At 74.1% G+C, this 8,021-nt stretch carries 6 protein-coding genes; 2 read left to right on the forward strand and 4 right to left on the reverse strand.

The features are described 5' to 3' along the window. Positions 1–93: 93 nt before the first annotated feature. Positions 94–2,322: a serine/threonine-protein kinase gene (locus IE255_RS37645; RefSeq protein WP_190054935.1), complete on the reverse strand. Its 2,229-nt coding sequence runs from the start codon at positions 2,320–2,322 to the stop codon at positions 94–96. 65 nt (positions 2,323–2,387) lie between these two features. Then, positions 2,388–3,236, reverse strand: a complete 849-nt coding sequence (locus IE255_RS37650) for an oxygenase MpaB family protein (protein WP_190054936.1) — start codon at positions 3,234–3,236, stop codon at positions 2,388–2,390. A 207-nt stretch (positions 3,237–3,443) separates the two neighbouring features. On the opposite strand from IE255_RS37650, the gene IE255_RS37655 reads away from it, so the two are divergent. Both IE255_RS37655 and IE255_RS37660 read left to right on the forward strand, forming a co-directional pair. Continuing rightward, positions 3,444–4,967, forward strand: a complete 1,524-nt coding sequence (locus tag IE255_RS37655) for an ABC transporter substrate-binding protein (RefSeq protein WP_190054937.1) — start codon at positions 3,444–3,446, stop codon at positions 4,965–4,967. Between the two features lie 12 nt (positions 4,968–4,979). After that, on the forward strand, positions 4,980–6,731 hold the full coding sequence (locus tag IE255_RS37660; RefSeq protein ID WP_190054938.1) for an ABC transporter permease subunit: 1,752 nt from the start codon (positions 4,980–4,982) through the stop codon (positions 6,729–6,731). Positions 6,732–6,766: 35 nt separating this feature from the next. On the opposite strand, the gene IE255_RS37665 is transcribed toward IE255_RS37660, so the two are convergent. Together IE255_RS37665 and IE255_RS37670 are read right to left on the reverse strand one after the other, a co-directional pair. Continuing rightward, positions 6,767–7,744, reverse strand: coding sequence for a D-2-hydroxyacid dehydrogenase (locus tag IE255_RS37665; protein ID WP_190054939.1), 978 nt, complete (start codon positions 7,742–7,744; stop codon positions 6,767–6,769). A 1-nt stretch (position 7,745) separates the two neighbouring features. Beyond that, on the reverse strand, positions 7,746–8,021 hold a 276-nt coding region (locus IE255_RS37670; protein ID WP_190054940.1), incomplete at its 5' end, for an aldehyde dehydrogenase family protein.

An 8,021-nucleotide genomic window follows, 5' to 3' on the forward strand; every position in this document is an offset into this window, starting at 1 on the left:
GCCCTGTCCGCCCGAAGGCCGCACGGCCCGCCGGACACGCTGTCCGCCGGAAGGCCGCACTCCCCGCCGGACGCGCTGTGCGCCGTCAGGGGCTCACGGCCCGCCTAACGCCCGCTCCTGGCGCAGGGCCGCCACCCTGCGGTACAGCGCCGCGGCCTCGGCGCTGCGGCCCAGCTGCTGGAGGCAGTGCGCCTCGTCGTTGCGGCTGGCGAGGGTGTCGGGGTGGTCGGCGCCGAGGACGCGTTCGCGGGCGGCGGCGACCCGGCGGTACTCGGTGAGCGCGTCGGCCCAGCGGCCCAGCCAGCCCAGTCCCACGGCGACCTCGCGGCGGCTGACCAGGGTGTCCGGGTGGTCGGCGCCCAGGGCCCGCTCGCGCAGGGCGCTGACGTCGCGGGACTCGGTGAGGGCCTCCTCCCAGCGGCCGAGGCGTCCGAGGTTGACGCAGCGGCCGTGCCGGGCGCGCAGGGTCTCGGGGTGGGTGGGACCCTGGACGCGGGCGCGGTCCTCGGCGAGGGCGGTGTAGAGGTCCAGGGCCTCCGCACCGCGGCCGAGCCGGCCCAGACTGATGCCGATCTCGTGCCGGGCGGCGAGCGTGTCGGGGTGGTCGGGGCCGAGGGCGCGGGCGCGAGCCTCGGCGACCTCGCGGTAGGTCTCCAGGGCCTCGGGCCAGCGGCCCAGCTGGCCCAGGGCGTAGGCGACCTCGTAGCGGGTGACGAGGGTGTCGGGGTGGTCCGGGCCGAGCACCCGGGCGCGGGCTCCGGCCACCTCGCGGGCCATGCGGTAGGAGTCCTCCAGCCGGCCGAGGCGGCTGAGGTTGAAGGCGAGGTTGTGCCGGCAGCGCAGGGTGTCGGGGTGGTCCGGGCCCATGGTGCGCTCCCGGGCGGCGAGCACCGACGTGTAGACGCGGTGGGCGTCGAAGGGGCGGCCCAGCTGGCCGAGCACGTAGGCCATCTCCTGGCGGGCCGCGAGGGTGTCCGGGTGGTCGGCGCCGAGCGTGCGGATCCTGGCCTCGGCGACGTGCTTGTACTCGCGCAGGGCGTCCGGGGCACGGCCGGTGCGGCTGAGGGTGAAGGCGACCTCGTAGCGGCTGGCGAGGGTGTCGGGGTGATCGGGGCCGAGGAGGTGCTCGCGTTCGGCGGCGACCGCCCGGTGCACCTCCCCCGCCTCCGCCCAGCGGCCGAGCCGGCCGAGGCTCAGGCCCGCGTTGTGCCGGCCGGCCAGGGCGGTCAGGACCTCCGGGGACGGCGTGGGCCGCTCCTCGGGGACGGACTCCTCGACGGGGCCGGTGGCGGGCCGTGCGATCCACTCGCCGGACAGTCCGGCCGCCGGGTCCGGCGGCGTGGTGCGCAGCCCGGCGCCCGCCGCCTTGTGGCCGGTGGTCATGCCGCGGGTCCAGGACGGCAGCCGTCCCGCCCGCACCGGCGCCCCGGGAGCGGGCCCGGCCGCCACCACGGCCGGCACGTACGCCGGCGCGGCCCGGTGCCCGCTGATCCTGCGCGCCAGCTCGCGGGCGTCACCGGGGCGTTCCTCCGGTTCCTTGGCCAGCAGGTCCAGGACGATCCGCTCCAGGTACGCGGGCAGTTCGGGGCGGTGCTCGCGCGGTGGGCGGGGCGGGGTGTCGCGGTGGCCGACGAGGATCGCCCAGGCGTCGTCGAGGTCGAACGGCGGTACGCCGGTGGCGATCTCGTACAGCACGCACCCGAACGAGTACAGGTCGCTGCGCTGGTCGACCTCGGTGCCGCTGATCTGCTCCGGGGACATGTAGTGCGGGGTGCCCATGGCGATGCCGGTGCCGGTCAGCCGGGACGTGAAGCCGATGTCGTGGCCGAGGCGGGCGATGCCGAAGTCGCAGATCTTCACCGTGCCGTCGCCGAGCCGGACGATGTTGGCGGGCTTCAGGTCCCGGTGGACGATGCCCTGTTCGTGGCAGTACGCGAGGGCGGCGGCGACCTGCTCGGCGATCTCCACCACGTCGGCGACGGGCAGCGGGTGCTGCTTGTTGTCCTCCAGGAGCTGGCTGAGGTTGCGGCCGTCCAGCAGCTCCATGACGAGGTAGAGGACGCCGTCGGACTCGCCGAAGTCGTGCACGACGGTGATGCCCCGGTGCTGGAGCGCGGCGGCCACCCGGGCCTCGCGACGGAACCGTTCCCGCAGCACGCGGGTGAACGCGTGGTCGTGGTTGGGGCCCAGTGGCTTGAGGCACTTGACGGCGACGTGCCGGCCCAGGGACTCGTCCCGGGCCCGCCACACCTCGCCCATGCCGCCGCGCCCGATCAGATCGAGCAGCCGGTAACGGCCGTGAATGAGCCTGCTGTCCCCCATCTCGCGCGACGCTCCCCCCGGTAGCTGTTCGCCCGCCCCTCCCCTTGGCCCCTCAGTATGGCGGCCTACCGTCCGAGTTTGTACGGTGCCGGACGCGTGTGCGGGCCGAGCCTCGCCATGGCGCGCAGGATGTGTTTGGGCGGGAGTTGCCACCGCAGACGTGCGGGAACACGGCGCAGCACGAGGCCGGTGAGGCGCAGTTGCCGGGTGACGGTGGCGGGTGCGGGGGCCGGTCTGCCGTACAGCTCGTGGGCGTACGGCGGCAGGGAGGCGTACGCCAGTTGTGCCACGCGCCGCCACAGCACCTCGCGCGCCGGTACGAGAAGCGGGTGCGTCGGCGGGCGGAGGAGGAAGTCGTCCACCTCGCGTGCCTCGGGTCCGGCGGCCAGGTCGGGGCGCACCTTCTCGAAGTACTCCGCCAACTCGGCCCGGTTGGCGGGTACGGCGCCGGGGTCGAGGCCCACCAGGCGTGCGCTCTGCCGGTGTTCGCCGATGTAGCGGTCGGCCTCGGCGTCGGTGAGGCGGAAGCCGGACCTGCGCAGGACGTGCAGGTAGGAGTCGATCTCGGCGCAGTGCACCCACAGGAGCAGCCCGGGTTCGTCGACGGGGTAGCGCTCGCCGGTGTCCGGGTCGGTCGCCGACAGCATGCTGTGGATCTTCCGGACCCGGGCGCCGGCCCGCTCGGCGGCCTCGGTGGTGCCGTACGTCGTGGTGCCGACGAAGTTGGCGGTGCGCAGCAGGCGGCCCCAGGCGTCGCGGCGGAAGTCGGAGTTCTGGAGGACTCCGCGTACCGCGCGCGGGTGCAGGGCCTGGAGGTAGAGCGCCCGGACGCCGGCGATCCACATCATCGGGTCGCCGTGCGCCTGCCAAGTCACCGATTTCGGGCCGAACAGCCCCGGGTCCGCGCCGGTCATGCGACTCACCTCCGCCCGGCGCCCACCATGACACAACTCGAACAGCCGGTCGATACCGCCGGGTTCGCCACCCGGATGTCCAGTCGTTGAGATTTCATCCACCCGGCGAAAGGTTTGGTAAGCCTCCCCTTATATGCTGACGTAGCCGATCAAGCCCCAGCCCGGGCCGCAGCGGCATGCCCGACCTCCCGCACGACAGGAACCGACATGCGCACCACTTCCCGCGGCCTCATAGCGGCGCTCGCCCTCACCCCTCTGCTGGCCGGCTGCTTCGCACCGGGCGACAGCGACGACGCCACGGGCGCCGGGGCGGGATCGGGCGGGCGGCTGCGCGTCGCGCTCGCCGTGCCGCCGGTTCAGGCACTGTCCCCGTACAGCAACGACGCCACCGTACTGAGCAAGCTGTCCGTCGCCGAGGGCCTCACCGCCCTGGACAGGAACGGCACGGCCAAGCCCGCCCTGGCGAAGTCCTGGAAGCAGGACGACGACACCACCTGGACCTTCGAGCTGCGCGAGGCAGAGTTCCAGGACGGCACGAAGCTCACCGCCCAGTCCGTCGTCAACGCGCTCGACCACGCCGGCGCGGCCAAGCCCAAGCCCCGGGTCCTCAGTGACGTGACCCTCACCGCCAAGGCCGAGGACGCCGACACCGTCACCCTCACCACCAAGTCGCCCGACCCGGTGCTGCCGCTGCGGCTGGCCAGCCCGGCGCTGGCGATCCTGTCGGCGAAGGCGTACGCGAAGGACGGCGCCGTCAGCCCCGTCGGCACCGGCACCGGACCGTTCGAGATCACCAAGCTCAGCGGCAAGACGAAGGCGACACTGAACCGCTTCGACGGTTACTGGGGCGGCAAGGCGAAGGCCCCGGGCATCGACGTCAGCTGGATCGCGGACGGCACGGCCCGCGCCAACGCGCTGCGCGGCGGCCAGGCCGACATCGCCGAGTGGATCCCCACCGCCCAGGCGAAGCTGCTCGACGAGGGCACCCGGCACGAGGTTCCGTCGGTGCGCACCGACAGCCTGATCCTCAACACCCGCAGCGGCCTGTTCGCCGACGCCGGTCTGCGCGCCGCCGCCCGTGAGGCCGTCGACGGCTCCGCGCTGGTCGACTCCGTCTTCGGCGGCTACGCCGACCCCGCCCAGGGCCTGTTCGGGCCCGCCGTCCCCTGGGCCGCCGACAAGCGGGTGCAGGTGACCGGCCGCGCCGAGGCCGCGACCGCCGGGCAGGTGAAGACCGAGACCAAGGGCAGGACGCTGCGGCTGGCCGCATACACCAACCGGGCCGAGATGCCCGAAGCCGCGACCGTGCTCCAGCAGCAGCTGGAGAAGGCCGGGTTCACGGTGAAGCAGGACGTGCGCGAGTACACGCAGATGGAGGCCGACCTCCTCGCCGGGAAGTACGACGCCCTCGTCTTCTCCCGGGTGACGCTCCTGGACACCGGTGACGCCGTCGACTACCTCGCCAGCGACTTCACCAGCGAGGGCGTCTACAACATCGCCGGCCTGAAGGACGCCAAGGTGGACAAGGCCATCCGGGCCGCCGCCGGGGAACGTGACACCGAGCGCCGCCAGGAGAAGATCATGCAGGCGGAGGCGGAGATCCTGCGCACCGACGCGGTGGTGCCGCTCGTCCACGAGCAGGCCGTGCAGGGCATCGCGGCGGACGTCGAGGGCGTCATCCTCGACCCGCGCGAACGCTCCCTGATCGACCTCGACACCCGCCTGAAGTAAGCCCGGATTCCCGTGAGCGTCGCCCACGCCCCCGCCCGTCCCCTCCTCTGGCCCACGGCGGCCGGCCGTGTCCTCGCCGGAGCCGCGCTGCTCGGCGCGGTGGCCCTGCTGCCGTGGCTCTCCGGAACGGACCCGGCCCGCACCGTGCTGCGCGCCCGCTCCGCCGACCAGAACCCCACACCCGCGGAACTGGCCGCCGTACGGGAGCAGCTGGGGCTGGACGAGGGCCCGCTCGCGCATCTCGCGCACTGGCTGGGCGGCCTGCCGGGCGGGGACGCGGGCGTGTCATGGGTGTCCGGCGAGCCGGTCATGCCGCAGGTGGCGACCGCCCTGTCGGTCTCCCTGACGCTGATGCTGGGCGCGTTCGCGGTCACGGTCGTGGTGGCCGGACTGGTCTGCGCCCGTACGGTCCTCCTCGGTTCCCGGCGCCGTCTGCGGCAGGGCCGGGCGGGCGGCACGGCCGCCGTACTGGCCGCCCTGCCGAAGTTCCTGCTCGCCTCGGTGCTGGCGACGGTGTGCGGGGTGTGGTGGGGGTGGTTCCCGACCAGCGGGTGGGAGGGGCCGCAGTCGATGGTGCTGCCCTCGCTCGCCCTCGGCATCCCGTCGGGCGCGATGCTCGGCGGGATGCTCGACCAGGCGCTGCCCGCCGCCTTCCACGAACCGTGGGCGCGCACGGCCTACGCCGTCGGACTCCCGCCCGGCCGCATCGCCCGTGACGCGCTGCGCCGCACCCTGCCCGGCATGCTGCCGCAGCTGCTGCCGACCGTCGTGGGCCTGGTCGGCGGCGCGGTCGCGGTGGAGAAGATCTTCAACATCCCGGGGCTCGGCCGGCTCGCCCTGGAGGCCGCCGTCGCCCAGGACCTGCCGGTGCTCCAGACCGCGAGCCTGGCCCTGGTCCTGCTCGGCGTGAGTGCCGGAGTGGTGATCCGGGCCCTGCGGCAGGCGCTCCTCGGCCGGCCCCTGCGCGACGGGGCGCTGCCGGCCCTGCACCGGCCGCCGCTCACCGTGCCGCGCTCCCTGTACTGGACCACCGCGGCCTGCGCCCTCGCCCTGCTCGCCCTGGTCACGGCGGGCCTCCTGCGCGACCCCCTCCAGGTCGACACGGCGGCCCGGCTGCTGCCCCCGTCCCCCGAACACCCCCTGGGCACGGACGCGTTGGGCCGGGACCTGCTGGCCCGGCTGGGCCACGGGGCGCTGCGCACGGCGGGCGTCGCCCTCGCCGTGACGGCCGTCAGCGCGGTCACGGGGCTCCTGCTGGGCATGGCACCGCGGGCGAGCGCCGGCCCGACCGAGGTCGTGTCGACCCTGCCCGCCGTCCTCGCGGGGCTGCTGATCGCGGGCGTGACCGGGCCGTCGGTGTGGGGCGCGGCCTGCGCGGTGTGCGTGGTCGGCTGGAGCCCGTACGCCGCCCAGACGGCGGCGCTGCTCGAACAGGAACGGGCGAGCGGCCATATCGCCGCGTCCGTCGCGCTCGGCGCGGGGCGGCTGCACCTGCTGCGCCGCCACCTGCTCCCCGCGGTCGTCCCGCCCCTCCTCCGCAACGCCCTGCTCCGGCTGCCCACCACCGTCCTGGTCCTGGCCTCCCTCGGCTTCCTGGGCCTGGGCGAACAGCCGCCCACCCCCGAGTGGGGCCGCCTCCTGTCGGAGAACCAGCCGTACGCCGAACTGGCCCCCTGGACGGTGCTCGGCCCGGCCGCCGCGCTGGTGGTGCTCTCCGTGCTGGCGGTGACGGGGAGCGCGGTGGGAAGCAGAAGGAGCGAGTGACAGTACTGTCACTCGCTCCGCTCTGGTGCGTCTCGCTAGTGCGTCTCGTCCACCACGTAGCCTCGCCGCTTGTCGACGACGTTGCGCAGGGGCCGACCCTCGATATGGCGGGTGAGGTTGTCGAGGAACACCTCGACGAGTGCCTCGCGCTCGCTGGTGGTCTCGCCCGCCGTGTGCGGGGAGATCAGCACGCCGGGCATGTCCCACAGGGGCGACCCGGTCGGCAGCGGCTCCCGGCCGAAGACGTCCAGGGCGGCACCGGCCAGCCGGCCGGCCGCGAGGTGGTCGATGAGCGCCTCCTCGTCGACGAGCCCGCCCCGGCCGACGTTGACCAGCCGGGCCCCTGGCTTCATCGAGGCCAGCACCGAGGCGTCGACCATGCCCCGGGTGTCCTGGGTGAGGGGCGCGGCCAGGACGACGTAGTCCGCCTCCGCCAGAGCGGAGGTCAGGGTGGCCGGGCCGTGGACCGTGCCGAAGTCGGGGTCCTCCTCCCGGGCCCTGCGTCCGGCGCCGCAGACCCGCATTCCGACCGCGCGCAGCAGCCGGGCGATGGCCCGGCCGATGGGCCCGGTGCCCCAGACCAGCACAGTGCGTCCGGTGATGCCGTCACTGGGTCGCGGACGCCATTCGCGGCGCCGCTGGTGCTCCCAGGTGCCGGGGAAGTCCTTGGCCAGGGCCAGGATCAGGCCGAGGACGTACTCGGCGGTCGGCTGGTCGTAGACGCCGCGGGCGTTGGTGAGGACGACGCCCGGATCGTCGACGAGGGCGGGGAAGAGGAAGGAGTCGACGCCCGCTGAGGACGCGTGGACCCAGCGGGGCGCTTTCTCGGGGTTGTCGGGCCAGGCTTCGCGGATGGCGGGGGTGATGGTCACCCAGGCCAGGAGGGCGTCGGCGCCGGGGAGGACGTAGGGCAGTTCCTCCTCGGTGGCGTAGACGGTGTCCGCGAGCCGCTCGATGAGTCCGGTGGCCGGTGGCCGGTTTCCCCGGTGGAGGACGACGAGGCGGTCGGGCATGTCAGGCTCCGGTGGGGATGGCGAGGTACTTGTATTCGAGGAACTCCTCGATGCCGACGCGTCCGCCTTCGCGGCCGAGGCCGGACTGCTTGATACCGCCGAAGGGGGCGGCGGGGTTGGAGACGAGGCCGGTGTTGAGGCCGATCATGCCGCTCTCCAGGCGTTCGCTGACGCGCAGGGCGCGGTCGAGGTTCTGGGTGAACAGGTAGGCGGCGAGACCGAATTCGGTGTTGTTGGCGGCGGTGACGGCCTCGTCCTCGTCGTCGAAGGTGAGGAT

The sequence above is a fragment of the Streptomyces lomondensis genome (assembly GCF_014651035.1).
Classification (GTDB): domain Bacteria; phylum Actinomycetota; class Actinomycetes; order Streptomycetales; family Streptomycetaceae; genus Streptomyces; species Streptomyces lomondensis.

Coding starts and splice junctions, on each gene's coding strand:
- IE255_RS37645 (WP_190054935.1), bottom strand. CDS start 2,322: ATGGGGGACAGCAGGCTCATTCACGGCCGTTACCGGCTGCTCGATCTG.
- IE255_RS37650 (WP_190054936.1), bottom strand. CDS start 3,236: ATGACCGGCGCGGACCCGGGGCTGTTCGGCCCGAAATCGGTGACTTGG.
- IE255_RS37655 (WP_190054937.1), top strand. CDS start 3,444: ATGCGCACCACTTCCCGCGGCCTCATAGCGGCGCTCGCCCTCACCCCT.
- IE255_RS37665 (WP_190054939.1), bottom strand. CDS start 7,744: ATGCCCGACCGCCTCGTCGTCCTCCACCGGGGAAACCGGCCACCGGCC.